Source organism: Streptomyces sp. NPDC059567, from assembly GCF_042735655.1.
Taxonomy (GTDB): domain Bacteria; phylum Actinomycetota; class Actinomycetes; order Streptomycetales; family Streptomycetaceae; genus Streptomyces.
Genome location: NZ_JBHWBS010000080.1, coordinates 13,643 through 37,194, shown reverse-complemented (window position 1 = coordinate 37,194; position 23,552 = coordinate 13,643). Strand labels below are relative to the sequence as shown.

23 protein-coding genes are annotated in these 23,552 nt (G+C 70.9%); 21 read left to right on the top strand and 2 right to left on the bottom strand.

The genetic code is table 11. From position 1 onward, the window contains the following. Positions 1 to 258: 258 nt before the first annotated feature. Positions 259 to 795, bottom strand: coding sequence for a MarR family winged helix-turn-helix transcriptional regulator (locus ACFVZW_RS27990; RefSeq protein ID WP_384526757.1), 537 nt, complete (start codon positions 793 to 795; stop codon positions 259 to 261). Between the two features lie 97 nt (positions 796 to 892). Next, positions 893 to 2,257 carry an MFS transporter gene (locus ACFVZW_RS27985; RefSeq protein ID WP_384526754.1) on the bottom strand — a complete coding sequence of 455 codons (1,365 nt, stop codon included), beginning with the start codon at positions 2,255 to 2,257 and terminating at the stop codon, positions 893 to 895. A 293-nt stretch (positions 2,258 to 2,550) separates the two neighbouring features. Between ACFVZW_RS27985 and ACFVZW_RS27980 the strand changes: the two genes are divergently transcribed. The 21 genes from ACFVZW_RS27980 (at position 2,551) to ACFVZW_RS27880 (ending at position 23,546) form a co-directional block, all read left to right on the top strand. Further along, the gene (locus ACFVZW_RS27980; RefSeq protein WP_384526751.1) at positions 2,551 to 4,035 is read left to right on the top strand and encodes an aldehyde dehydrogenase; all 1,485 of its coding nucleotides are present in this window, start codon (positions 2,551 to 2,553) and stop codon (positions 4,033 to 4,035) included. Positions 4,036 to 4,065: 30 nt separating this feature from the next. Continuing rightward, complete coding sequence (locus ACFVZW_RS27975) at positions 4,066 to 5,010, top strand: VOC family protein (protein ID WP_384526748.1); 945 nt, start codon at positions 4,066 to 4,068, stop codon at positions 5,008 to 5,010. Then, a complete protein-coding gene (locus ACFVZW_RS27970; protein WP_384526745.1) occupies positions 5,007 to 5,804 on the top strand; it encodes an aspartate dehydrogenase domain-containing protein in 798 nt (265 codons plus the stop codon). The genes ACFVZW_RS27975 and ACFVZW_RS27970 overlap by 4 nt, the downstream gene beginning before the upstream one ends. Next, positions 5,801 to 6,607, top strand: a complete 807-nt coding sequence (locus ACFVZW_RS27965) for an alpha/beta fold hydrolase (RefSeq protein ID WP_384526742.1) — start codon at positions 5,801 to 5,803, stop codon at positions 6,605 to 6,607. The genes ACFVZW_RS27970 and ACFVZW_RS27965 overlap by 4 nt, the downstream gene beginning before the upstream one ends. A gap of 11 nt (positions 6,608 to 6,618) precedes the next feature. Further along, the gene (locus ACFVZW_RS27960) at positions 6,619 to 7,140 is read left to right on the top strand and encodes a cupin domain-containing protein (protein ID WP_383558668.1); all 522 of its coding nucleotides are present in this window, start codon (positions 6,619 to 6,621) and stop codon (positions 7,138 to 7,140) included. Then, positions 7,133 to 7,888 carry an SDR family oxidoreductase gene (locus ACFVZW_RS27955; RefSeq protein ID WP_384526739.1) on the top strand — a complete coding sequence of 252 codons (756 nt, stop codon included), beginning with the start codon at positions 7,133 to 7,135 and terminating at the stop codon, positions 7,886 to 7,888. The genes ACFVZW_RS27960 and ACFVZW_RS27955 overlap by 8 nt, the downstream gene beginning before the upstream one ends. Positions 7,889 to 7,907: 19 nt before the next feature. Continuing rightward, a complete protein-coding gene (locus tag ACFVZW_RS27950; protein ID WP_384526736.1) occupies positions 7,908 to 8,696 on the top strand; it encodes an SDR family oxidoreductase in 789 nt (262 codons plus the stop codon). 9 nt (positions 8,697 to 8,705) lie between these two features. Further along, the gene (locus ACFVZW_RS27945; RefSeq protein WP_384526733.1) at positions 8,706 to 10,340 is read left to right on the top strand and encodes a thiamine pyrophosphate-binding protein; all 1,635 of its coding nucleotides are present in this window, start codon (positions 8,706 to 8,708) and stop codon (positions 10,338 to 10,340) included. A gap of 43 nt (positions 10,341 to 10,383) precedes the next feature. Beyond that, positions 10,384 to 11,319, top strand: a complete 936-nt coding sequence (locus ACFVZW_RS27940) for a PDR/VanB family oxidoreductase (RefSeq protein ID WP_384526730.1) — start codon at positions 10,384 to 10,386, stop codon at positions 11,317 to 11,319. A gap of 29 nt (positions 11,320 to 11,348) precedes the next feature. Continuing rightward, a complete protein-coding gene (locus ACFVZW_RS27935; RefSeq protein WP_383558674.1) occupies positions 11,349 to 11,573 on the top strand; it encodes a recombinase-like helix-turn-helix domain-containing protein in 225 nt (74 codons plus the stop codon). 1 nt (position 11,574) lies between these two features. Further along, entirely contained in the window at positions 11,575 to 12,591 is a 1,017-nt protein-coding gene (locus ACFVZW_RS27930; RefSeq protein WP_384526726.1) for a Rieske 2Fe-2S domain-containing protein, read from the top strand. 236 nt (positions 12,592 to 12,827) lie between these two features. Then, positions 12,828 to 14,297 (top strand): aldehyde dehydrogenase family protein, encoded by a 1,470-nt coding sequence (locus ACFVZW_RS27925; protein WP_384526723.1) that lies wholly within the window; start codon positions 12,828 to 12,830, stop codon positions 14,295 to 14,297. Beyond that, the gene (locus ACFVZW_RS27920; RefSeq protein ID WP_384526720.1) at positions 14,294 to 15,841 is read left to right on the top strand and encodes an APC family permease; all 1,548 of its coding nucleotides are present in this window, start codon (positions 14,294 to 14,296) and stop codon (positions 15,839 to 15,841) included. The genes ACFVZW_RS27925 and ACFVZW_RS27920 overlap by 4 nt, the downstream gene beginning before the upstream one ends. A 45-nt stretch (positions 15,842 to 15,886) precedes the next feature. Continuing rightward, on the top strand, positions 15,887 to 17,449 hold the full coding sequence (locus ACFVZW_RS27915; protein ID WP_384526717.1) for a GMC family oxidoreductase: 1,563 nt from the start codon (positions 15,887 to 15,889) through the stop codon (positions 17,447 to 17,449). A 53-nt stretch (positions 17,450 to 17,502) separates the two neighbouring features. Continuing rightward, complete coding sequence (locus ACFVZW_RS27910) at positions 17,503 to 18,348, top strand: HipA family kinase (RefSeq protein ID WP_384526714.1); 846 nt, start codon at positions 17,503 to 17,505, stop codon at positions 18,346 to 18,348. Further along, a complete protein-coding gene (locus tag ACFVZW_RS27905; RefSeq protein ID WP_384526711.1) occupies positions 18,345 to 18,728 on the top strand; it encodes a DUF3037 domain-containing protein in 384 nt (127 codons plus the stop codon). The genes ACFVZW_RS27910 and ACFVZW_RS27905 overlap by 4 nt, the downstream gene beginning before the upstream one ends. A gap of 168 nt (positions 18,729 to 18,896) precedes the next feature. Further along, positions 18,897 to 19,658 carry a 3-oxoacyl-ACP reductase FabG gene (gene fabG / locus ACFVZW_RS27900; protein WP_384526708.1) on the top strand — a complete coding sequence of 254 codons (762 nt, stop codon included), beginning with the start codon at positions 18,897 to 18,899 and terminating at the stop codon, positions 19,656 to 19,658. Positions 19,659 to 19,686: 28 nt separating this feature from the next. Continuing rightward, positions 19,687 to 20,454: an SDR family oxidoreductase gene (locus tag ACFVZW_RS27895; protein WP_384526705.1), complete on the top strand. Its 768-nt coding sequence runs from the start codon at positions 19,687 to 19,689 to the stop codon at positions 20,452 to 20,454. A 148-nt stretch (positions 20,455 to 20,602) separates the two neighbouring features. Then, a complete protein-coding gene (locus tag ACFVZW_RS27890; RefSeq protein ID WP_384526702.1) occupies positions 20,603 to 22,180 on the top strand; it encodes an ABC transporter substrate-binding protein in 1,578 nt (525 codons plus the stop codon). A gap of 70 nt (positions 22,181 to 22,250) precedes the next feature. Beyond that, positions 22,251 to 22,934 carry a uracil-DNA glycosylase gene (gene ung, locus ACFVZW_RS27885; RefSeq protein WP_384526699.1) on the top strand — a complete coding sequence of 228 codons (684 nt, stop codon included), beginning with the start codon at positions 22,251 to 22,253 and terminating at the stop codon, positions 22,932 to 22,934. Positions 22,935 to 23,072: 138 nt separating this feature from the next. Further along, positions 23,073 to 23,546: a hypothetical protein gene (locus tag ACFVZW_RS27880; protein WP_384526760.1), complete on the top strand. Its 474-nt coding sequence runs from the start codon at positions 23,073 to 23,075 to the stop codon at positions 23,544 to 23,546. Positions 23,547 to 23,552 lie beyond the last annotated feature (6 nt).

Here is a 23,552-nt window from a genome sequence, read left to right as displayed (position 1 = left end):
CGTCCTCGTCGACGTTGGGCCAGTTCACCCCCACCAGATCCAGCAGCGTGTCAGCCCAATCCGGCACCGTGACAGCCACGATTCCCAACCCCCGTACGTAAGCGCATTCGCAGAACGCAAGCGCGAATACCTTGCCATGGGAGTGACAGTCGATCAAAGCGACTTCGCTCGCGGCCGGTTCGGGGCTGTCGGGCGAGCGGCCGTGCCCGGGAAGGCCGACCCGAGCGCGGTGTCATCGGCACGGGACGGAAGCGTCCCTCACCCCGTCGTGTCCGTCGGCTCCTCGTCGGAGGCGATGATCGACTCCTCCAGCTTGCGCAGCAGCCGTGCGAGCTGGCGGCGTTCGGAGGGGGACAGGCCGCCGAGCATCCGGCGCTCGTTGTCCAGATGCTCGGCGAACACGGTGTCCACCGTCGCGAGGCCCTTGTCGGTGAGGCGCGAGTACACGACGCGGCGGTCGTCGGCGTCTCGTTCGCGAACGATGAGGCCGTCCTTCTCCAGGCGGTCGATGCGCAGCGTCACCCCCGCCGAGGACACGAGACCGGAGTCGGCGAGCTGGCCGGCGTTCAGCCGGTGCGGGTGTCCCGCGCGCCGTAGCGCGGTGAGGACGTCGAAGCCCGCCACGGACAGACCGTGCCGTTCGATCGATGCCGTGAGCCGGGTGCTGTAGCGCAGGAAGGAGCGGTGGAGGCGGGCGAGGACCTCCAGCGGACTGGTGTCCAGCTCGGGCCTCTCCCGCGCCCAGTCCTCGATCACGCTCGCGACGGCGTCACGGTCCGGCCTCGATGCAGCCATGGTCTTCCCCTCGTCCGGCGTCCCCCGAATTCTCACAGCGGTGAGAATCTTAGCCCTGAGGTGAAAGCGCCCGGCCGGCCGCTCCGCTCCGGCCGGCTCAGGCGTTGAGCTCCTCCAGCGTCCGGCCCTTGGTCTCGACGGCGAAGCAGGCGATCGCCGCGCCCACCGCGGCCACCACCGCGAGCTGCAGGAAGACGAGGGTCAGGCTGCCGCCCGCTCCGATGATCGCGCCGACGGTCACGGGGCCGAGGATGACGCCGAGCCGGTTCCACACGCCACCGAACGCGGCGCCCTTGGCACGGTTGGCGGTGGGGTACAGCTCGGGCGAGTAGAGGTAGAGCCCCGCGTTGACCGCGTAGAGGAAGAAGGTCGTACAGGAGGCGAAGACCGCCACCTGGCCGCCCGAGGTCGCGCCGGCCAGGGCGAGCACGCCCAGCGAGAGTACGGTGCCGACGAGCGCGCCCACGAGGGCGGGCCTGCGTCCGATGCGGTCGATCAGGAGCGCGACGATGAGGGTGCCGAGCAGGCCGGTCACGTTGCTCAGCAGTGTGTAGACGAGGGCGGTGGTCAGATCCAGGCCGAACGTCTTCGTGTAGAGCGAGGGCAGCCAGGTGGAGATGCCGTGGTTGACGTAGTAGGCGACGAACCACAGACCCGAGAGGACCACCGTCCGACGGAGGTAGCGCCCCCGGAACAGGTCGCCCAGGCGGCCGCGGGACGTCTCGTCGGACAGGTTCGCGGCGGGAGCGGGCAGCTCCTGGGCGGTGGAGCGGGCGACCTCGGCCTCGATGCGCGCGATGACCTCCTCCGCCTCCTGGGTGCGTCCGCGGGCCAGCAGCCAGCGCGGGGACTCGGCGACCTGGCGGGGCAGTGCGGCGGCGAGCAGGACCGGGATGGTGCCGATGAGGAACATCGCGCGCCAGCCGAAGTGGGGGACCACCCACACGGCCACCAGCGTGGCCGCCGCGAGTCCGGCGGGGAAGATCATCTCGTAGAGCAGGACGAAGCGGCCCCGCTTGTCGGAGCGGGCGATCTCGTTGATGTAGGTCGCGGCGACGGGTACGACTCCGCCGATGCCGAGTCCCTGGACGAACCGGAAGAGCGAGAACGTCTCGATGCTGCCGGAGAACGCGACGGCGAGGCTGGCGAGGCCGGTGATGCCGACGCCCAGGGCGACGGTGCGGACCCGGCCGATCCGGTCGCCCAGCCAGCCGGCCGCCAGTGCGCCGAGCAGCATCCCGATGGAGGCGGAGGTCACGGCGAGGGTGGCCTGCCCGGTGGTCAGGTGCCACTCCTTCATCAGGACGGGCAGTGCGGAGGCGGCCAGCAGCTGGTCGAACGCCTCGAAGAAGGTGACGGCGCCGATCAGGAACCGGACCTTGACGTGCCACCGCGAGTGCGGAAGTCGTTCGAGTCGCGCGGCTACGGAGCCGATGGCCTGCTTGCCGGCCACAGTCGTCATTGAGGGGGTCCTTCCGCGGGCAGGGGAGTTGCCGAGACAGTAGGGGTCTATATCTAAGCGGTCAATGGTTAAGCGCCTAGAGATCTCCGTCTCGCGGGCCCGATAGTCATCATCGGTTCCGTGAAGGCCGTGCTCAAGGCTGATTCGGCAACGATCTCGACTCGGGGGCTTGTCGAGAAATAGTTAAGCGCTTAGATTTCTAGTGCTTCGACGATTCCGGCCACGGGATCGTGCCGGACTCCGTCCGTGCGCGGAGCCAACTCCCCTTCCGCCGCCCGCCCGGAGGTCCACCCGTGCAGCTCCTTCCCACCGACATCCTGATCGCGGGCCAGTGGCGACGCGGTGCGGGCGAGCCGGTCGACACCGTCGATCCGGCGACCGGTCGCGTGCTCGCCACCGTGCACTCCGCCTCGGCCGCCGAGGTCGCCGAAGCGGCCGAAGCCGCGGCGAAGGCGGTGGCGGACCCCGCCTGGCGCGACATGCCCGCCCACGAGCGCGCCCGGCTGCTGCACCGGATCGCCGAGCTGACCGAGGAGGCGGCGCCCGAGCTCGCCGCCGTGCAGACCGCCGACACCGGCAAGACCCTCACCGAGACCCGCGCCCTGGCGCTCAGCGCCGCGGGCACCTTCCGGTACATGGCCGCCGCCCTGGAGACGGCCGAGGACGCGGTCACCCCGTCCCGTGGCCCGTACGTCACCATGAGCGTCCACGAACCGATCGGCGTGGTCGGCGCGATCAACCCCTGGAACTCGCCGGTCGCCAGCGACGCGCAGAAGATCGCCCCCGCGCTCGCCGCCGGCAACGCCGTCCTCCTCAAACCCGCCGCCTGGACCCCGCTGGTCTCCCTCGCCCTCGGGCGGCTGATCACCCGGGCACTCGACGAGTTCGGCCTGCCCACCGCCCTGCTCTCGGTGCTGCCCGGCAGCGGGAGGATCGTCGGCGACGCCCTCGTACGCCACCCCCTCGTCGCCCGGATCGGATTCACCGGAGGCACCGAGACCGGCCGGTCCATCGCCGCGATCGCCGGCGAGAAGCTCGTCCCCGCCTCACTGGAGCTGGGCGGCAAGTCGCCGACCATCGTGCGCGCCGACGCCGACATCGAGCAGGCCCTGGCGGGAGTGCTGTTCGGGATCTTCTCGTCCAGCGGCCAGTCCTGCATCGCCGGATCGCGGCTCTTCGTGGCACGCGAGATCTACGACACCTTCCTCGGCGAGCTCGTCGAGCGGGTCCGCAAGCTGCGCGTCGGCCCCGGCACCGACCCGGCCACCCAGGTCGGCCCCCTGGTGCACCACCGCCACCGTGACTCCGTCGCCGCCTACGTCGACCTCGCCCGCTCCGAAGGCGCGCGCGTGCTGTGCGGTGGGGCGGCGCCCCAGGGGGAGCGGTACCAGGACGGCGCGTACTACCTCCCGACCGTCCTGGACGGCCTGGCCAACACCTCCCGCACCTGCCAGGAGGAGATCTTCGGCCCGGTCCTCGTCGCCCTGCCCTACGACGACGAGGACGACCTCGTCCGCCAGGCCAACGACTCCGTCTATGGGCTGGCCTGCGGCATCTGGACCCGCGACCTGCGCGCCGCCTGGCGGATCGCCCGCCGGATCGAGGCCGGCACCGTCTGGATCAACACGTACAAGCAGTTCAGCGCCTCCACCCCGTTCAGCGGCTGGAAGGACAGCGGCCTCGGCACGGAGAAGGGCCGGAACGCGATCCGCGCCTACCAGCGACAGAAGTCCCTGTACTGGGGCACCTCCGACCTTCCCCTGCCCTGGGCCAACTGACCCGGCACGCCCGCCCGTCTGGAGAGACTCATGCACCCCACACCGCCAGGTCCGATCGCCCGGCTCCGCTCCCTGCGCTCCGTCGAGCTGTACACCCCGGCCTTCACCGAGGCCGCCGGCTTCTACGAGGACGTCTGGGGCCTCGAAACCGTCGAGTCCGACACGGGGTCACGCTGGCTGCGCGGCACGAGCGACGAACACCACGTCCTCCAGCTGACCGAGCACGAGCGCGTCGGCCTCGGCCGGATCTCCTTCGCCGTCGGGACCCCGGCCGAGGTGGACGAGGCGGCCCGGCGCCTGGAGGCACGCTCCCTCGTCCCCGTCTTCGGGCCCGGACCGCTGGACCAGGCGGGCGGGGGATACGGGCTGCGGTTCACCGACCCCGAAGGGCGCCTCATCGAGATCAGCGCCCACGTCGAGGCGGTCGTCCCGCGCGGACGGGACGGCGCCGTGCCCGTCGGGGTCACCCACGCCGTGCTCAACACCGTCGACATCGACGCCGCCGTCGCCTTCTACTGCGAGGTGCTCGGCCTGCGTGTCTCCGACTGGTCCGAGCACCAGATGGCGTTCCTGCGCTGCAACGCCGACCACCACTGCATCGCGTTCAACCAGGCCGAGTGGACCTCGCTCAACCACGTGGCGTACGAGATGAGCTCGGTCGACCACTTCATGCGCGGCCTCGGCCGGCTCCGCCACCACGGCATCACCCCCCAGTGGGGCCCCGGTCGCCACGGCCCCGGGAACAACACCTTCTCCTACTTCACCGACCCCTCCGGGCTGGTCTGCGAGTACACCTCCGAGGTCGCCCAGATCGTCGAGGACGCCTGGATCGCCCGAGTGTGGCGGCGGGTGCCGGACCTGTCCGACCTGTGGGGGACGGCGGGCCCGCCGTCGAAGGAGATCCGCTGCCACATGGCGGGCGCGCCGGACCCCGGCCCGCTCGCCCCCCTCGACGCCCAGGAGGTCACCGTATGAGCACCGTACGCAAGGTCGGCATCGTCGGCTGGGGCGCGATCGGCCGGATCGTCGGCACCGCGCTCGCCGCGGGCGACGTGAGCGGCGCGGAGCTCGACTGCGTCGTCGACAACCGCCCGCTCGGCGAGGCCGCCCCGGCCCCGCAGGTCCCCTTCGAAGAGGCGCTGGACCGCTGCGACCTGATCGTGGAGGCGGCCGGCCAGGGTGTCGTACGGGAATGGGGCGAGCGGGTGCTCGCCTCCGGCACCGACCTGCTGATCGCCTCCACCGGGGCGCTGACCGACGACGAGCTGGCGAAGCGACTGCTCGCGGCGGGCCCGGGCCGGGTGTACTTCACCGGCGGCGCCGTCGGCGGACTCGACCTGCTCCAGGCGGTCCGCTCCCTGGGGCCGCTCAGTGACGTCCGCCTCACCACCACCAAGCTGCCCTCGACCCTCGAACAGCCTTGGATGGACGAGGAGTTGCTCGCCCGGATGCGGACGGCGACCGGCCCGGTCGAGGTCATGACCGGAACGGCCCGCGAGGTCCCGGTCAGATTCCCGAAGTCGACGAACGTGGCCGCCTCGGTCGCGCTGGCCGTCGGCGACCTGGACGCTGTGCGGGTCCGGGTCGTCGCCGATCCCGCGGCCCACCACACGCGCCACGTCATCGAGGCGGCCGGCGCGCACGGGACGTACCGCTTCGAGGTCGCGCACCTGCCGGACCCGGGCAACCCGGCGACCAGCCAGGTCGTGCCGTACGCGGTCCTGCGCAGCCTCGCCGCGCTCGCCGGACGGACGGGACAGATCCTGTGAGCGCCGACGTCCTCGCCCCCGCCGCCACGGAGGTCCACGTCGAGGAAGCCGGCGACCACGGCCCGCTGCTCCTGTGCCTGCACGGAATCGGATCGTCGTCGGCCGCCTTCGCCCCGCAGCTCGCCGAACTCTCCTCGTACGCACGGGTCGTCGCCTGGGACGCCCCCGGCTACGCCTCGTCGCCCGACCCCGAAGTCCCCCTCACCCTCGACGACTTCGCGGACGCGGCGGCACGGCTGATCCGAGAGCGCGGCGGGAGCGCCCATGTGCTCGGCGTCTCCTGGGGCGGCGTGATCGCCCTGCGGCTCGCCGCCCGCCACCCGGACCTCGTCGCCTCGCTGATCGTCGCCGACTCCAGCCCCGGCTCGGGTACGGACGGGACGAAGGCGGCGGCCATGCGGGCCCGCGCCACCGAGCTGGCCGAACTCGGCCCGCGCGCCTTCGCCGCGGCCCGCGGACCACGCCTGGTGTCACCCGGGGCTCCGGCCGAACTGGTCCGGCGGGTCGTCGACACCATGGCCGCCTCGGTGCGGCTGCCGGGCTACGCGTACGCCGCCGAGTCCATGGCCTCGGCCGACCTCCGCGCCGAACTGCCCACGGTCGCCGCACCCTCGCTCGTGCTCTGCGGCGACCAGGACGAGGTCACCGGCATCGAGGCGAGCCAGGCCATCGCCGGAGCCCTCCACAAGACCGCCTTCGTGATCGTCAAGGACGCCGGTCACCTGGCCAACCAGGAGCAGCCCGGGCGCTTCAACGCCTGGATCCTCTCCCACCTCCGCATCACCGCCCGCATCCCCGAATAGGAGCTGTCCCCATGCCTCTGACCACCACCGAGTACGACAACGGCGGCGACCTCGCCGACTACACCGACTCGCTCATCGCCACCAAGGACTCCCGGGTCGCCGACTTCGACACCCTGTCCTTCCAGGAGAAGGCCGGCGCGCAGTTCCGCCGCGGCCAGATCCGGTACGTCGGCTCCGGCGCGACCGGCAACCACGAGAACGACAGCCGGATCATCCCGTCCGGCGGGTTCACCTTCTCCAACATGCTGCTTCCGCCCGGCGCCGAGGGCCCGGCGCACACCCACCACGACGTCGAAGAGGCGTTCTTCGTCCTCGAGGGCGAGGTCAAGGTCGGCATCCACCGAGGACCCGACGAGGTCGAGTACCGGACCCTCGGCTACCGCGACATGATCGTCGTCCCGGCCGGCGTGACCCGTTCCCTCAAGAACGAGGGCGACACCGACGCCCTCTTCTGCGTGGTCATCGGCACGCAGAAGCCGCAGGTGCCGACCTACCCGGAGTACTCGCCGATGCACGGCGTCACCCGTGGCTGACCTGCCCCCGGCCGGCGCGCGCACCGTCGTCGTCACCGGAGCGGGCCGTGGCCTGGGACTGGCCATGGCCCGCCGGGCGGGCGAGGACGGCTTCCGCGTCGTCGTCGCCGAACTGGAGCGGGAGCGGGGCGAGCGCGCGGCCGCGGAGCTGTGCGAGGAGGGCATCGACGCCCGCTTCGTACGCTGCGACGTCGCCGACCCGGACTCGGTGGCCGCGCTCGCGGCCGCCGTGCGGGAGATCGGCCCGCTGTACGGCCTGGTCAACAACGCGGCGCTCGCCAACGGCGTGGGCGGCAAGGAGTTCCAGGACATCGACATCGAGGTGTGGGACCGGCTCATGACGGTCAACGCCCGCGGCCCCTGGCTGGTGTCCAAGGCCCTGTACCCGCTCCTCGCGGCACCGGGCCGGATCGTCAACATCGCCTCGGACGCCGCGCTCTACGGCTCCCCACGCCTCGCCCACTACATCGCCTCCAAGGGAGCGGTCATCGCCCTCACCCGGGCCATGGCGCGCGAGCTCGGCGACAAGGGGATCACCGTCAACGCGGTCGCCCCCGGACTCACCGAGTGCGAGGCGACCGAGACCGTGCCCGCCGAGCGGCACGACCTCTACCGCATGAACCGGGTCGTCTCCCGGCCGCAGCAGCCCGACGACCTCACCGGGATCGTCTCGTACCTGCTCGGCGAGGAGTCCCGCTATCTGACCGGACAGGTGATCGCCGTCAACGGCGGCTTCACCATGAACTGAAGCGCAGGAGAAACCCGTTATGGATCTGGGCCTCGCCGACCGCACCATCGTGGTCACCGGCGGCAGCTCGGGCGTCGGCCTGGCCACGGTCCGCGCCCTGCTCGACGAGGGCGCCCGCGTCGCCACCTGCGGCCGTGACGCCGACCGTCTCGCCAAGGCGGCAGCCCGGCTGGGCGCCGGGCGGGACCGCCTGCTCACCGGCGTGTGCGACGTCCGGGACGCCGACGCCGTGGACCGCTTCGTACGCGGTGCCGCCGACACGTTCGGCGGCGTCGACGGACTCGTCAACAACGCCGGACAGTCCCGCATGAAGGGGCTCGACGACTCGACGGCCGAGGACTGGCGCGACGAACTGGAGCTCAAGTTCGCCGGGGTGCTGAACCCCCTGCGCGCCGCGCGTCCGTACCTCGCCCGCTCCGAGGCGGCGAGCATCGTCAACATCAACGCGGTCCTCGCCAAGCAGCCCGAGCCCCGTCTGATCACCACCAGCGCCGCCCGCGCCGGCATCCTCAACCTCTCCAAGTCCCTGTCGGCCGAACTCGCCGCCGACGGCATCCGGGTCAACTCCGTGTGCCTGGGCCTCATCGACACCGGCCAGTGGACCCGCCGCCACGCCGCGGCCGGCACCGGCACGAGCTACGAGGACTGGCAGGCGGAACTGGCAGCCGACCGGGGCGTCGCCCTCGGCCGGCTCGGCCGGGCCGAGGAGGTCGCGTACGCGGTCGTCACCCTGCTCTCGCCCCGCGCCTCCTACATCACCGGCACCAGCATCGACGTGTGCGGCGGCGTCGGCCGCTCCATCCTCTGAGGAGACACCATGCGTTACGACAACGGAGGCGATCTCCTCGTCGCCGTCCTGCGTGAACTGGGCATCGACACCGTCTTCGGCATCGTCAGCGTGCACAACCTGCCGCTCGTCGAGGCCGTCGACCGCGAACTGCGCTTCGTTCCCGTGCGCCACGAGGCGTCCGCCGTGAACGCCGCCGACGCCTACGGACGCGCCCGGGGCTCCATCGGCTGCGCCCTGACCTCCACCGGTACCGGCGCGGGCAACGCCGCCGGATCGCTGATCGAGTCGCTGAGCGCCGGCAGCTCCGTGCTGCACGTCACCGGTCAGGTGGAGAGCGAATTCCTCGGCAGCGGACGGGGATTCATCCACGAGACCAAGGACCAACTCGGCATGCTGACCGCCGTGTCGGCCCACGCCGCGACCGTGCCGGACACCGAGCGGGCGGGCCACATCCTGCGCGAGGCGGCGCGGGCAGCGCTCAGCGGCCCGGGCCGACCCGGTGGGCCGGCGAGCGTGGAGTGGCCGATCGACCTCCAGTACGCGCCCCAGACCGACGGCCTTGCCGTTCCCGGCTTCCCCGCCGTGCCGGCCCCCACCGACGGTGAACTGGCCGCCGCCGGCGAGCTGCTGGCCTCCGCCCGCCGCCCGCTCGTCTGGGCCGGCGGCGGCGCGACCGGGGCCCGCCCCGAACTCGCCCGCCTCCTGGAGGCGACCGGAGCGGGACTGCTCACCTCCAACGCCGGGCGCGGCACGGTGCCCGAGGACCACGCACAGGTCATCGGCAACTTCGCCACCACCCCCGCCGCGCGGGCCCTGCTCGCCGACGCGGACGTGCTGCTCACCATCGGCACCCACTTCCGGTCCAACGAGACCGCCGACTACACGCTGGACCTGCCCGCGGCGCACATACAGATCGACGTCGACGGGGCGGCGCTCGGCCGGGTCTACCCGGTCGCGCACCCCCTGCACGGCGACGCCGCGCCCACTCTGGCCGCCCTGACCGGGCACGCCACACCCGCCGAGGACGGCTGGAGCGAACGCGTCCGTGCCGTGCGCTCCGAGGTGCGCGCCCACCTCCACGACGCCATCGGCCCGCAGGCCGCGATCTGCGACGCGATCCGCGCCGCGCTGCCGCGCGAGGCCGTCGTCGCCCGCGACGTGACCATCCCCTCCAGCAGCTGGGGCAACCGCCTGCTGGAGATGTACGACCCGCGGGACAACGTCTTCCCGCGCGGCGGCGGCATCGGCCAGGGCCTCGGCATGGGGATCGGCGCGGCGCTCGCGCGGCCCGACGCACCCACCGTCGTCCTCGCCGGCGACGGCGGACTCGCCGTGCACCTCGGCGAACTGCTCACCCTCGCCCAGGAGCGGCCCCGCCTCACCCTGATCGTCTTCAACGACGGCGGGTACGGCGTGCTGCGCAACATGCAGGACCGCCACAGCGAGCGCCGCTCCGGCGTCGACCTGGTGACACCCGACTTCGAACTCCTCGCCCGCGCCTGCCACCTGCCGTACCTGCGGATCGCCGCCGAGGAGCACGCGGCACCGGTCATCGCAGAGGCCGTCGCCTCGGACGGGCCGACGCTCGTCGAGGTCGACCTCGCGGCCCTGGGCCCGATGAAGAACCCGTTCACCCCACCCGTGAGGATCCCGGGCCGGTGATCCGGTCCCGTACTGCCTATCGCCGGTAAGGAGGCACCAGGCCATGAGCGAGAACCCGCTGCAGCTGATCGTCCACCGCATGACATGGGAGGCCGAGGGCGTACTGTCCGTCGAGCTTGCCCACCCCGAAGGCAAGCCCCTGCCCGCCTGGACGCCCGGCGCCCACATCGACGTGCACGTCGGGGGCCACGTCCGCCAGTACAGCCTGTGCGGCGACCCGGACGACCAGGGCGCGTACCGGATCGGCGTCCTCAACGAGCCGTCCTCGCGCGGTGGTTCGCGCCATGTGCACACGAAGCTGCGCCCCGGCCAGACCGTCACGGTCTCCGAGCCGCGCAACCACTTCGCCCTTGAGGACGCCGGCTCGTACGTCTTCGTCGCCGGTGGCATCGGGATCACCCCCCTGCTCGCGATGGCCCGCGAGGCCGCCCGCCGGGGTGCCGAGTGGCGCATGGTCTACGGCGGCCGGAGCCGGGCCTCGATGGCCTTCACCGCCGAACTCGCCCTGCTCGGCGGCGATGTGACGCTCGTCCCGCAGGACGAGCTGGGCCACATCGACCTGGACACGGTGCTCACGCGGCTGCCCGACGGCGCGCTCGTGTACTCGTGCGGACCCGAACCCCTCCTCGCGGCCGTGGAGGAACGCTGCCCGGAGGGCCGACTGCGCCTGGAGCGGTTCGCCGCCCCCACCGTGGAGCGCGCCGGGGACGACGAGGAGTTCGAGGTCGAGTGCCGCACCTCGGGCCTGACGCTCCGGGTCGGCCCCGGCACGTCGATCCTCGACGCCGCGGAGAGCGCCGGGCTCAGCGTGAACAGCTCCTGCCGCGACGGCATCTGCGGATCCTGCGAGACCCGAGTGCTCGACGGCACGCCCGACCACCGCGACTTCCTGCTCAGCGAGGCTGAGCAGTCGGCCGGCGCCACCATGATGATCTGCGTCTCGCGGTGCGCCTCCGGCCGGCTCGTCCTCGATCTGTGACCCCTTCCCCCGCCTTCTCAGGAGAGAACGTGACCGACACCTGGCCGTACCTGGACGTCCACCAGTCCCGTACGCACGAGCCCACGCCGTACGAGTACAAGCTCGCCGCCACCCTCGAAGAGGTCTTCACCCAGGAAGGCCACGAGCTCGCCGACGTGGTGCGCGGGCTCAACGCCCGCAAGGTGCAGACCGCCGACGGCACGCCGTGGACCGAGGAGTCCTTCCGCGCCGAGATGAACCGACTGGGAGCCTGACATGACGCTGTCGTCCACCGCCGCCGCGGACCGCATCTACGCCACCGGACTGCGCAACCAGTGGCATCCCGTCGTCCCCTCGCGCTTCGTCGCCGCCGGCGCGATGCGCAAGGTGACCGCGCTCGGCGAGCAGTGGCTGCTGTTCCGCCGTTCCGACGGAACGCTCTCCATGCTCGCCGACCGCTGCCCGCACCGCGGAGCGCCCCTGTCGCTGGGCAAGCACCTCGGCGACCGGGTGGCCTGCTGGTACCACGGCGTCGAGGTCGGCACCGACGGCACGGTGACCTCGGTCCCCGGCCTCCCCGGTTGCAACCTGGAGGGCAAGAAGCTGGTCACCTCGCTGCCCGTGCGCGAGGTCGGCGGCGCGATCCTCGCCTGGTTCGGCGACGAGGAGCACCCCGAGCCGGCCGAGCTGACGCTCCCCGAGCCGCTGACGGACCCCGCGGTGGACGCGTTCCTCTGCTACGCGGAGTGGAACGTGCCGTGGCGCTACGCCGTGGAGAACCTGCTCGACCCGATGCACGGGGCCTTCCTCCACCACGAGTCGCACACCATGTTCGCCGGCGACACGACGGCCAAGTTCCGTATCCGGGAGACCGAGCGGGGCTACTTCTTCGAGAAGACCGACCAGCGGGGCGTCAACTTCGACTGGGTCGAGCTGTGCCGTACCGGTGTCGACTGGGTCGACCTGTCCATCCCGTACCCGCCGTCGGCCGGCCCGGGCGGACCGTTCGGGATCGTGGGCATGGTCTGCCCCGTCGACGAGCAGCGCTCCGGTGTCTTCTTCTGGCGCTACCGCCGGGTCGAGGACTGGCAGCGCGCGTCCTGGCGCTTCCTGTACAAGACGCTGATCGAGAAGCGCCACTGGGAGGTCCTGGAACAGGACCGCGTGATGCTGGAGGCCATGCCCGCCGACGCCGACCAGCGGGAGAACCTGTACCAGCACGATCTGGGCGTGGTGCGGCTGCGCAGGCTGTACCGCGCGGAGGCCGAGGCGCAGGCGTCGTCCGGCACCTGAGCCGCCGGTCGCTCGGCTCTCACCCGTCCAGACGAGCCGTGCGGCGTCCGGTGGCGACCCTCGAGCGCCCAGAAGGGTGACGGCGACGAAGCCGAGGCACGGGGCCCGCGCCCGGGCGGAGCCGTTGCGATCCTCGGCCGCCCCGCTCCTTCGTTCTGCGGGGTCGGACGAGGCTGCCTAGTGTCATGGGGTGGAGCACACAGACAGTGCCCGGCCCATCGACCCGGAGGTGCGCGATGCCGGAGCTGTTCATCGGAGGCACGTGGGCCGCCGCTGCGGACGGTCGCACGCGGGAGATCCGCTGCCCGGCGGACGGCACCCTGGTCGCCACCGTGGACGAGGCCGGTCCCAAGGACGCGGCAGCGGCCGTCGCCGCCGCCCGCGAGGCGTTCGACAGCGGGCCGTGGCCCGCCACGCCCGCCGCGGAGCGCGGACGGCTGCTGGTGCGCGTCGCCGATCTGCTGGAACGTGACAAGGCGACCTTCGCCCGGGCCGAGTCCCTGGACACCGGCAAGCGGCTCGTCGAGTCCGAGTACGACATGGACGACATCGCGGCCTGCTTCCGCTACTTCGGCAATCTGACCGCGTCGGGCGGCTCCGACCGGATCATCGCCACCGGCAACCCGGAGGCGGACAGCCGGGTGGTGCACGAACCGGTCGGGGTGTGCGCCCTGATCACCCCATGGAACTATCCGCTGCTGCAGACCGCGTGGAAGGTCGCCCCGGCGCTCGGGGCGGGCAACACGTTCGTGCTGAAGCCGAGCGAACTGACCCCGCACACCGCGATCCTGCTGATGCGGCTGCTCACCGAGGCGGGGCTGCCGCCAGGGGTCGGAAACCTGGTCCTGGGGACGGGCGCCGAGGCCGGCGCGCCGCTCACCGAGGATCCCCGCGTGGATCTGGTGTCGTTCACGGGCGGCCTGGCCACCGGCCGCCGGATCATGGCGGCAGCGGCGCCCACGGTGAAGAAGGTCGCCCTGGAGCTCGGCGGCAAGAACCCGAACATCGTCTTCGCGGACGCGGACTTCGAGGCGGCCGTCGACTACGCGCTGATGGCCGTCTTCCTGCACTCCGGGCAGGTCTGCTCGGCAGGTGCCCGGCTCCTCGTGGAGGACTCACTGCACGACGCCTTCGTCGACGAGATCGTGGCTCGCGCGCGGGCCATCCCGATGGGCGGCCCGTTCGACGAGAACGCGCGGACCGGACCGCTGATCTCGGCAGCGCACCGCGAGAAGGTGGAGGCCTACGTGGCCGCGGGCCTGGCCGAGGGCGCGGTGCTGCGCTGTGGCGGGGCGCGGCCGACGGCCCCGGAACTCGCCGACGGCTACTACTATCCGCCGACCGTGCTTGACGACTGCACGCCCGGGATGTCGGTGGTCCGTGACGAGTCGTTCGGCCCGGTGCTCACGGTCGAGCGGTTCGCCAGTGAGGCCGAGGCCGTCGCAGTCGCCAACGACACCATGTACGGCCTCGCGGGTGCGGTGTGGTCGCAGGACACCGGCCGCGCACACCGGGTCGCGTCCCGGCTCCGGGCGGGCACCGTGTGGATCAACGACTTCCACCCCTACGTGCCGCAGGCGGAATGGGGCGGCATGAAGCAATCCGGTTTCGGCCGCGAACTGGGGCCGGCGGGACTCGCCGAATACCAGGAGACCAAGCACATCTGGCGCAACCTCGCCCCCAAGGCGCAGAGGTGGTTCGAGTGACCGCACAGCCGACAGGCCAGGACCGGCCCGGCGCCGGCAGCGACGCCCCGCACGACGACGACTCGGTGACCGAGCTCGGCTACCGGCCCGAACTGAAGCGCACACTGGGCAACTTCCACACGTTCGCCGCGGGGATCAGCTACATCTCGATCCTGACCGGCACGTTCCAGCTGTTCTACTTCGGAGTCGCCTTCGGCGGCCCGGCCTACTGGTGGTCGTGGCCGATGGTGTTCGTGGGCCAGCTGATGGTGGCACTGTGCTTCTGCGAGCTGGCGGCGCGCTACCCGGTCGCGGGCTCGGTCTACAACTGGGCGAAGAAGATGGGCGGCCCGCACGTGGGGTGGCTCGGCGGCTGGATGATGATGACGGCCACCATGGTGACCCTGTCGGCCGTGGCTCTCGCGTACCAGATCACGCTGCCGCAGATCGACCCCTGGTTCCAGTTCGTCGGCGACGGCAGCGGCGAGAACGACGCCGCGGCCAACGCGGTCCTGCTCGGCTCGGTGCTGATCCTCTTCTCCACGCTGGTCAACGCCTTCGGCGTACAGCTGATGGCGCGGATCAACTCGGCGGGTGTCTTCATCGAGCTGATCGCCGCCGTGGCTCTGATCATCTGCCTCGCCGCGCACATCACCCGTGGGCCCGCCACGGTGCTCACCGACACGTACGGTCTGGGCGCGGGAGAGCCGCTCGGCTACCTCGGGGCGTTCCTCACCGCGTCACTCGCGTCGGCGTACGTGATGTACGGCTTCGACACGGCCTCCTCGCTCGGCGAGGAGTCTCACAACCCGAGCCGGAACGCGCCGCGCGCGATTCTCCGCGCGCTCGTCGCGTCCTTCGTCATCGGTGGTCTCATCCTGCTGTTCGCGCTGATGGCGGTGCCCGACCTGCAGTCGAAGGAGTTGGCCACGGGCGGCCTGCAGTACGTGGTGCTGGAGACGCTCGGGGCGACGATCGGTGAGATCTTCCTGTGGTGCGTGGTCGTGGCGATCACGGTGTGCGTGCTGGCCGTCCAGGCCGCGGGCATCCGGCTGATGTTCGCGATGGCACGGGACAACAACCTGCCCGCCGGATCGGCGCTCGCCAAGGTGAGCCCGCGCTTCCGTACCCCGGTGATTCCCGCCGTCCTGATCGGCGCGGTGGGTGTCGTCATCCTGGTCGTCAACATCAACCAGCCGCAGATCTTCTCGGTGATCACCAGCATCGCGGTCATCATGATCTACGTGGCCTACCTGATGGTCACCACCCCGATGCTGATCCAGCGGCTGCGCGGGAACTGGCAGCCCCGCGAGGGAGCCTTCTCGCTCGGCCGCTTCGGACTGCCGATCAACATCCTGGCGGTGCTGTGGGGCGCCGCCATGTCCCTGAACCTGGCCTGGCCCCGCGCCGAGGTCTACAACGCGACCGGGCCCCAGCACTGGTACCTGCGCTGGGGCGCGTTCCTGTTCATCGGCATCGTGGCGCTCGGCGGCTTCGCCTACTACTGGTTCGTACAACGGCACCGTACGGGCGTGCTGGCCGAACACCGCGCAGACGTCTCCTGATCCGGCCTCCCTCCCCCCACGGGGACATCTCGTACTGGAGAGACCATGCCCGCACAGCCCTCTGAGCCCGAGTTCGACTACGTCGTGGTCGGCGGCGGCACCGCCGGGGCCGTCGTCGCGGCCCGCCTGTCGGAGGATCCCGGTGTCAGCGTCTGCCTGCTGGAGGCGGGGCCTTCCGACGAGGGCGACGAGAGCATCCTGAGGCTGGACCGGTGGATGGCCCTGCTGGAGTCCGGCTACGACTGGGACTATCCGGTGGAGCCGCAGGAGAACGGCAACAGCTTCATGCGCCACGCCCGCGCCAAGGTGCTCGGCGGCTGCTCGTCGCACAACTCGTGCATCGCCTTCTGGGCGCCGGCCGAGGACCTCGACGAGTGGGGCACGATGGGGTGCACGGGCTGGAGCGCGGCCGACTGCTTCCCGCTGTACCAGCGGCTGGAGACCAACGACGGCACGGGCGACCACCACGGCCGCTCCGGACCCGTGACGATCCGCTCGGTGCCGCCCCGGGACCCGTGCGGCCGGGCGCTGTTGGCGGCCTGCGCGGCAAGCAGCATCCCGACGGTGCCGTTCAACTCCGGCCGCACGGTGGTGCGCGGAGCGAACTGGTTCCAGATCAACTGCCGCGAGGACGGGACCCGTTCCTCCGCCTCGGTGTCGTATCTGCATCCCGTGATGGGCAAGCGGCCGAATCTGGAGGTACGCACCGGGGTGCAGGCGAGGCGACTGCTGTTCGACGGCGCGCGCTGCTCGGGTGTGGAGTACCTGCAGCCGGACGCCGTGCATCTCGACTCCCTACGGGCGCGGCGCGAGGTGATCGTCTCCTGCGGGGCGATCGACTCGCCGAAGCTGCTGATGCTGTCGGGCATCGGACCCGCCGCCCATCTGCGCGACAACGGCGTGGACGTACGCGTGGACTCGCCCGGCGTCGGCTCACACCTCCAGGACCATCCCGAGGGGGTGATCATGTGGGAGGCGAAGCAGCCCATGGTCACCTCGTCCACGCAGTGGTGGGAGATCGGGATCTTCACGGACACAGAACCGGGTCTTGACCGGCCGGATCTGATGTTCCACTACGGTTCGGTCCCGTTCGACATGAACACCTACCGTCGCGGCTATCCGACCACCGACAACGCGTTCTGCCTCACGCCGAACGTCACCCGCGCCCGCTCCGAGGGCACGATCCGGCTGCGCAGCCGTGACTTCCGGGACAAGCCGAAGGTCGACCCGCGCTACTTCACCCACGAGCACGACATCCGGGTGATGATCCGCGGACTGCGGCTGGCGCGGGAGATCGCGGCGCAGGCGCCGCTCGCCGACTGGAAGGGTGCGGAGCTGGCGCCCGGACCGGACGCCACGACCGACGAGGAGCTGTTCTCCTACATCCGCCAGACGCACAACACGGTCTACCACCCGGCCGGCACCGTACGGATGGGCGCCGAGCGTGACTCCACCTCGCCCCTCGACCCGCAGCTGCGGGTCAAGGGGGTGCAGGGGCTACGGGTGGCGGACGCCTCGGTCATGCCGTTCCTGCCCGCGGTCAATCCGTGCATCACCACGATGATGATCGGCGAGAAGTGTTCGGACATGATCCGGGCCGGGCAGTGACCGCGACCCGGCTGCAACGCAGGCCCTGTCGGCGGGCCGTATAGCCTGGCGAAATGCTTACAGAAGTGACAGCGACTCGCTATGTCACCCCTCTGCGTGAGGGCGGCTCGCTCCCCGGCATCGTCGAGGCCGACGATCTCGGTACGTACGTCATGAAGTTCACCGGTGCCGGGCAGGGGCGCAAGACACTCGTCGCCGAGGTGATCTGCGGGCAGCTCGCCCGCCGGCTCGGGCTGCGCGTGCCCGAGCTCGTCGCCATCGAGCTCGACCCCGTCATCGGGCTCTCCGAGCCCGACCAGGAGGTCCAGGAGCTGCTGAAGGCGAGTGGCGGACTCAACCTCGGGATGGACTACCTCCCCGGCTCGCTGGGCTTCGACCCGCTGGCGTACGAAGTGGACCCGAAGGAGGCGGGGAAGGTCGTCTGGTTCGACGCGGTGATCAACAACGTCGACCGGTCCTGGCGCAACCCGAACATGCTGGTCTGGCACGGCGACGTCTGGCTCATCGACCACGGCGCCACGATGATCTGGCACCACAACTGGCGGGGCGCCCAGGCCTCCGCCGCGAAGCCGTACGACGCCTCCGACCACGCCCTCGCGCCCTTCTCGCCGGACGTCGCCGCCGCGGCGGCCGAGCTGGCACCCCTGGTCACCCGCGAGCTGCTCGAGGCGGTCACCGCCGACGTCCCCGACGAGTGGCTGGTGGACGAGCCCGGCTTCGACAGCACCGACGCGGTGCGCGCCGCGTACGTGGAGGCGCTGCTGCCGCGCGCCGCGACCATCCACGAGCGGATCACTCTCGGTCCGCGGGTCGAGCGGGGGCCGGCGCAGCCGCCAGGCTGGCTCGCCGAACGTCTCGCCCCCCGGCCGCACTCCGCCCAGAAGGACCGCACCACGTGACCGACCGCGATGTCTTCGAGTACGCGCTGCTGCGCGTCGTGCCCCGTGTCGAGCGCGGCGAGTTCTTCAACGCGGGCGTGGTGGTCTACTGCCGGGCCAAGTCCTTCGTCGCCGCCCGCACGCATCTCGACGAGGCCAAGCTCAGGGTGCTCGATCCCGGTGCGGACGTGACCGGCGTACGGGCCGCGCTGCACGCGGTCGAGGGGATCTGCCTGGGCGGGGAGGACGCCGGACAGGCGGCGCGCGACGACGCCGGACGGCGCTTCCGCTGGCTGATCGCGCCCCGCTCCACGGTCGTCCAGCCGGGCCCGGTGCACACCGGTCTGACCGCCGACCCGGAGGCCGAGGTCGAAAGGCTGCTCGATCTGCTGGTGCGCTGAGCGCCGTCCGGTGCGGCGCGGAGTGATGCTGTGCACCCGGTGGGCCGTTGACACCGGGTGCCAGGGCTTCTAGCGTCTCGTCTGCGGAAGGTACTAAGCGGTCGCTCATGTGTGGGACGCACCGTGCGAGCCGCATCCATGGATGATCCAAGGGCGAGGAGAACCAGCATGTCGACCACCGAGCAGCGCGTAGCCGTCGTCACCGGCGCGGCGCGGGGCATTGGCGCCGCGACCGCGGTACGGCTGGCCGCGGAGGGCCGCGCCGTCGCCGTACTCGACCTCGACGAGGCGGCCTGCAAGGACACCGTCGAGAAGATCACGGCCGCCGGTGGCACCGCCATCGCCGTCGGCTGCGACGTCTCCGACAGCGCTCAGGTGGAGGCCGCCGTCGCGCGCGTCGCCGCCGAGCTCGGCGCCCCGACGATCCTCGTCAACAACGCCGGCGTGCTCCGCGACAACCTGCTCTTCAAGATGAGCGAGTCCGACTGGGACACGGTCATGAACGTGCACCTCAAGGGCGCGTTCCTGATGGCCAAGGCGTGCCAGAAGCACATGGTGGACGCGGGCTTCGGCCGGATCGTCTCGCTCTCCTCGTCCTCCGCGCTCGGCAACCGCGGCCAGGCGAACTACTCGGCCGTCAAGGCCGGTCTGCAGGGCTTCACCAAGACCCTCGCCAAGGAGCTCGGCAAGTTCAGCATCACCGCCAACGCCGTCGCCCCGGGCTTCATCGTCACCGAGATGACCGCGCAGACCGCCGAGCGCGTCGGCATGGGCTTCGAGGAGTTCCAGGCCGCGGCCGCCTCCATGATCCCGGTGCAGCGCGTCGGCAAGCCCGAGGACATCGCCAACGCCATCGCCTTCTTCACGGGTGACGACGCAGGCTTCGTCTCCGGCCAGGTCCTGTACGTGGCCGGCGGCCCGCTCAACTGACGCTTCGAGCGGGAAGAAGGAGACGTACATGAGCACGAAGGAACTGCCCGAGCCGTCCGGCAAGGTCGCTCTGGTCACCGGCGCCAGCCGGGGCATCGGCTACGGCATCGCCGAGGCGCTGGTCGCCCGCGGCGACCGTGTGTGCATCACCGGAAGGGGCGAGGAGGCCCTCAAGGAGGCCGTCGAGCGCCTCGGGGCCGACCGGGTCATCGCGGTGCCCGGCAAGGCCCACGACGAGGCCCACCAGGCCGCTGCGGTCGAGGCGACGATGGAGGCGTTCGGCCGGGTCGACTTCCTGGTGAACAACGCCGGGACGAACCCGGTCTTCGGACCGATCGCCGAGCTCGACCTGAACGTCGCCCGCAAGGTCTACGAGACGAATGTGATCTCGGCCCTGGGATTCGCCCAGCTGACCTGGCGCGCCTGGCAGAAGGATCATGGCGGCGCGATCGTGAACATCGCCTCGATCGCCGGCATCTCCGCCTCGCCGTTCATCGGCGCGTACGGGATGAGCAAGGCGGCCATGGTCAATCTGACCCTCCAGCTGGCGCACGAGTTCGCGCCGGTGGTCCGCGTCAACGCGATCGCCCCGGCCGTCGTCAAGACCAAGTTCGCCCAGGCCCTCTACGAGGGTCGGGAGGCCGAGGCGGCGGCCGCGTACCCGCTCGGCCGGCTGGGCGTCCCGGAGGACATCGGGGGCGCCGCCGCGTTCCTCACCTCCGACCAGTCGGACTGGATCACCGGGCAGACGCTCGTGGTCGACGGGGGTCTTTTCCTCAACTCCGGCGTCGAGTGACCGATATCCGGACACTTTCCTGAATTCCTGACCGGTTTGACCCCGGTTAATCGTTGAATGCCTCAAGTGCCCCGTCAGGGTCGAACATTGACCTGGCGGGGCGCTGCGGTATGGTCGGCCGACCCATGGCTGAACGAGGAGCGTGCACGTGTTCAACCGGACCAGTCTGCAGGCCGCTGCAGCCCTTGCGTCCATATCCCTGGTATCCGGATGCAGCCTGTTTTCGGACGGTGAATCCACCGGGGAGCAGAGAATCGTCGTCGGCACGACGAGTTCTCCCACCACGCTTGATCCGGCAGCCGCTTGGGACAATTCCTGGGAGCTGTACCGAAATGTCTTCCAGACGCTGGTGAGTTTTCCCACCGGCAGCACGACCCCGCAGTCCGATGCCGCCGACTGCAAATTCTCCGACACCGCCAGCCGGATCTTCGAGTGCAAGCTCATCGACGGCCTGACCTTCTCGAACGGGCACAAACTGGACGCCAAGGCGGTCCAGTACTCCATCGAGCGCATCCGCACGATCGACGCCGACGGTGGCCCCAACGGGATGCTCGGCTCGCTCGACAAGATCGAGACCGTGGACGACCGTACGGTCGTCTTCAAGCTGAACAAGCCCGACGCGACCTTCCCCTTCGTCCTCGCGACCCCGGCCATGTCCCTGGTGGACCCCGCCGAGTACCCCGCCGACAAGCTCCGTGAGGACGGGAAGCTCACCGGCTCCGGTCCCTACGTCCTCGACGACTACGTCGAGGGCGACAAGGCCGAGCTGACCAAGAACCCCACCTACAAGGGGTTCGCGGACCGCAAGAACGGCGGCGTGACCATTCGGTACTTCAAGGAGTCCGAGGCCATGGTCACCGCGCTGCGGGAGGAGGAGATCGACGCCACCTACCGGGGTCTCACCGCCGAGGAGGTGGTCGACCTCCAGGAGGACACCCCGGAGAACGAGAAGCTCCAGCTCGTGGAGTCGACCGGCGCCGACATCCGCTACCTCGTCTTCAACGCGCGGGACTCCTCGGTCGCCAAGGAGCCCGTCCGCAAGGCGATCGCCCAGATCGTCGACCGCGAGGAACTCGTCGACAAGGCGTACAAGGGCACGGCCGAGCCGCTGTACTCCATGGTCCCCAAGGGCATTGCCGGGCACACCACGGAGTTCTTCGACGCCTTCGGCGAGCCCAGCGTCACGAAGGCCAAGTCGATCCTGCGCGAGGCCGGGATCACCAAGCCGGTCGAGCTGACCTTCTGGTACACCACCGACCGGTACGGCTCCGGCACCGCGCTCGAGTTCGCCGAGCTGAAGCGGCAGCTGGACGCCTCGGGCCTCTTCAAGGTGAACCTGCGCAGCAAGCCGTGGAAGGAGTTCGCGGCGGGCTACCAGAAGGGCGAGTACCCGGTCTTCGGTCGTGGCTGGTTCCCCGACTTCCCGGACGCGGACAACTTCATCGCGCCGTTCGTCGGCAAGCAGAACGCGCTGGGAACTCCGTACGTGAGCCCGCGCATCACCGACGAGATCCTGCCGAAGTCGCGGCGCGAGAGCGACCGCGGGGCAGCCGCCGAGGAGTTCAAGGAGGCGCAGGAGATCATGGTCGACGACGTCCGGCTCCTCCCGCTGTGGCAGGGCAAGCTCTACATCGCGGCCGGTGAGGACATCGCGGGCGGCGAGCGCGCGCTCGACCCGCAGACCGTCATGCAGATGTGGGAACTCAGCCGCAGGACCAGCTGGTAGCGGAGATGTCAGTGGCCCCCGGTAGGTTCTTCAGCACGTAAGAAGACATGGCCTACCGGAGGTTGTTGACGTGACCGACACCGACATGCTGCCCGAGTCCTGGCGCGGCGTCCTCGGCGACGAGCTGCAGAAGCCGTACTTCAAGCAGCTCACCGAGTTCGTCGAGGAGGAGCGGGCGAAGGGGCCGGTCTACCCGCCGCGCGACGAGGTCTTCGCGGCCCTCGCCGCCACCCCGTACGACAAGGTGAAGGTCCTGGTCCTCGGCCAGGACCCGTACCACGGGGAGGGGCAGGGGCACGGTCTCTGCTTCTCCGTCCGGCCCGGTGTCAAGACCCCGCCGTCCCTCCGCAACATCTACAAGGAGATGAAGGAGGAGCTCGGACACCCGGTGCCGGACAACGGCTATCTGATGCCGTGGGCCGAGCAGGGTGTCCTGCTGCTCAACGCGGTCCTCACCGTCCGCGCCGGCGAGGCCAACTCGCACAAGGGCCAGGGCTGGGAGAAGTTCACGGACGCGGTGATCTCCGCCGTGGCCTCCCGGCCGGACCCGGCCGTCTTCGTGCTGTGGGGGAACTACGCGCAGAAGAAGCTCCCCCTGATCGACGAGGAGCGCCATGTGGTGGTGAAGGGGGCGCACCCCTCGCCGCTGTCGGCGAAGAAGTTCTTCGGCTCCCACCCCTTCACCCAGATCGACGAGGCGATCGCGGCTCAGGGCCACGAGGCGATCGACTGGCGCATCCCCGACCTGGGCTGACGCCGGCGGTCCGCTGTCCGGGCGGGCTTCTGAGCCCGCCCGGCTGACAGGCCCCGGCCGGCGCCCGAGCCTGATCCGGATCGGGGGTCGCTGCGGCTAGCGTCGGACCTCCTGGACGGAGAGCACGTGGAGGCCGCAGTGACCGAGCAGCAGCAGGTGTCGGACGACGGCGTCATGACCAGGATCGGTCAGGCGACGATGCTGCTCCACGGCGGGGACCGGGAGGAGGCGCGCAACCGTTTCGGGGATCTGTGGGCGCAGATCGGTCCCGACGGCGAGCCCCTGCACCGCTGCACCCTCGCGCACTACATGGCAGACGCGCAGGACGATCCGGACGTCGAGCTGGCCTGGGACCTCCGGGCCCTCCTGGCGGCCGAGGAGATCGGCGAGGAGCGTCTGGCCGAGCACGGCTCCGCCGTCGCGCTGCGGGCGCTGTACCCCTCGCTCCACCTCAACCTGGCCGCCGACTATCTGAAGCTGCAGCGGCCCGACGCGGCGCGGGTCCATCTGGACCGGGCCCGCACGGCGTCGGACGCGCTGGACGACGACGGATACGGCAACGGGGTGCGCGCCGCGATCGAGCGCCTGGAGGTACGGCTCCGCGCGCGCTAGCCGCGG

Bases quoted from the DNA above. Each gene is read 5' to 3' on its own strand.
- ACFVZW_RS27990 (WP_384526757.1), bottom strand. From the start codon at position 795: ATGGCTGCATCGAGGCCGGACCGTGACGCCGTCGCGAGCGTGATCGAG.
- ACFVZW_RS27985 (WP_384526754.1), bottom strand. From the start codon at position 2,257: ATGACGACTGTGGCCGGCAAGCAGGCCATCGGCTCCGTAGCCGCGCGA.
- ACFVZW_RS27975 (WP_384526748.1), top strand. From the start codon at position 4,066: ATGCACCCCACACCGCCAGGTCCGATCGCCCGGCTCCGCTCCCTGCGC.
- ACFVZW_RS27970 (WP_384526745.1), top strand. From the start codon at position 5,007: ATGAGCACCGTACGCAAGGTCGGCATCGTCGGCTGGGGCGCGATCGGC.
- ACFVZW_RS27960 (WP_383558668.1), top strand. From the start codon at position 6,619: ATGCCTCTGACCACCACCGAGTACGACAACGGCGGCGACCTCGCCGAC.
- ACFVZW_RS27950 (WP_384526736.1), top strand. From the start codon at position 7,908: ATGGATCTGGGCCTCGCCGACCGCACCATCGTGGTCACCGGCGGCAGC.
- ACFVZW_RS27945 (WP_384526733.1), top strand. From the start codon at position 8,706: ATGCGTTACGACAACGGAGGCGATCTCCTCGTCGCCGTCCTGCGTGAA.
- ACFVZW_RS27940 (WP_384526730.1), top strand. From the start codon at position 10,384: ATGAGCGAGAACCCGCTGCAGCTGATCGTCCACCGCATGACATGGGAG.
- ACFVZW_RS27930 (WP_384526726.1), top strand. From the start codon at position 11,575: ATGACGCTGTCGTCCACCGCCGCCGCGGACCGCATCTACGCCACCGGA.
- ACFVZW_RS27925 (WP_384526723.1), top strand. From the start codon at position 12,828: ATGCCGGAGCTGTTCATCGGAGGCACGTGGGCCGCCGCTGCGGACGGT.
- ACFVZW_RS27915 (WP_384526717.1), top strand. From the start codon at position 15,887: ATGCCCGCACAGCCCTCTGAGCCCGAGTTCGACTACGTCGTGGTCGGC.
- ACFVZW_RS27910 (WP_384526714.1), top strand. From the start codon at position 17,503: ATGCTTACAGAAGTGACAGCGACTCGCTATGTCACCCCTCTGCGTGAG.
- fabG (WP_384526708.1), top strand. From the start codon at position 18,897: ATGTCGACCACCGAGCAGCGCGTAGCCGTCGTCACCGGCGCGGCGCGG.
- ACFVZW_RS27895 (WP_384526705.1), top strand. From the start codon at position 19,687: ATGAGCACGAAGGAACTGCCCGAGCCGTCCGGCAAGGTCGCTCTGGTC.